Origin of the sequence: Hydrotalea sp. AMD (assembly GCF_004100315.1) — a bacterium.
GTDB lineage: Bacteria > Bacteroidota > Bacteroidia > Chitinophagales > Chitinophagaceae > Hydrotalea > Hydrotalea flava.
In genome coordinates this window covers 1-1367 of the sequence record NZ_SCKY01000088.1, presented here as the reverse complement: position 1 = coordinate 1367, position 1367 = coordinate 1, and the positions used below count along the sequence as shown (strand labels likewise).

General features: G+C 36.6%; 2 protein-coding genes. Both read left to right on the top strand.

The window, feature by feature from the left end; all coding sequences use genetic code 11:
• Positions 1–536, top strand: a 536-nt coding sequence (locus tag EO766_RS18170) for a DUF8612 domain-containing protein (RefSeq protein ID WP_287101796.1), incomplete at its 5' end; no start/stop codon positions are given.
• Positions 537–1057: 521 nt separating this feature from the next.
• On the top strand, positions 1058–1367 hold a 310-nt coding region (locus tag EO766_RS18165; protein ID WP_287101795.1), incomplete at its 3' end, for a DUF3109 family protein.

Here is a 1367-nt window from a genome sequence, read left to right as displayed (position 1 = left end):
ACACCATTAAACGTTACATTGAATACTTAGAAGCTGCATTTCTTATAAAAGTTGTTCATAAAATTTCAAATAAGCCCAAACAATTTCAACGAGCAACACAGTTCAAAATTTACCTGACTAATCCTTCGTTGCGAAGTGCGTTGTTTGCTCCGCTACAACCAACTGACCCGTTCATAGGAAACATGGTTGAAACAGCTATCTATGCTCAATGGCTGCACAGAGATTGGTTCACTCCATATTATGCGAGATGGCAGAAAGGAGAAGTTGATATGGTAAAACTTGACGACAAAAATTTTAAACCTCAATGGGCTGTAGAAATCAAATGGAGTAATCAGTTTTTTGAAAAACCAGGTGACTTAAAACCTCTACTGCAATTCCTTAGAGACAACAACTTGAAAACGTCTTTAATTACAACTATAGACAAAGAAGGCACAAAAGAAATAGACGACTTAAAATTAAAATATATTCCTGCATCAGTTTATGCATACACTGTTGGAAAGAACACTATTTTACAAAAGCAAAGACTAAACACATGACAATAGAACGCCATTAAAGATCTGAAAAAAAATAATTTGAAAGCAAATCACAACGAGTACCTTTTAAAAAATAAAGATGATTACTTTCGAGCCAGTGTTTTTTGACACATCCCTACTATAATCACCTTTATCGTTGTTATCAAAGATAAGTGTAGTTGCCTGTCAAATACTCGGCAACAATTTCCTTTTTTGTTTTTTTTGACTCATTTTGTGCGAAATAAAGTTAACAATTTTGTCAACCTATTTCAGGACAAGTCACTTTGGCTTTTGCCTGTGTGTCGGCTTACTCGTTGTCCGTTTGAAATATGTCTGTATGTTGGTCACCTTTTCGCTTTATTATAATAAAACGAACAAAATGTATATGAATGCTGATTCCACAATGAATGTCTGAGAATTTTTAAATGAATCAGTTGCCTTCGGCTTTCTACCTTCATCAAAAAGCTATCTTCCGCAAACAACCCATCACTTCCCCAAACCTTTTACCTTTGTAACCAATACCCATTTAAACCCGATTACATAAAATGATAGCAATTGATCAGGTATTAATCAGCGATGCTGTAGTAGAAGAACAATTTGTATGCGATTTAAATAAATGTAAAGGCGGTTGTTGTGAGGATGGCGATGCCGGTGCGCCATTGGAAATAGACGAATTGAACGCAATAAAAAACAGCATTGCCGCAGCTAAGCCGTTTATGAGTGCAGCGGGACTGAAAGAACTGGAAAAACAGGGTGAAGCAGTGTACGATAAGGAATTTGGCTGGGTAACCCCAACCATTGGCTCAGGCATTTGTATTTATGGCAAACGTGATGCGCAAGGTGTTATTCTTTGCG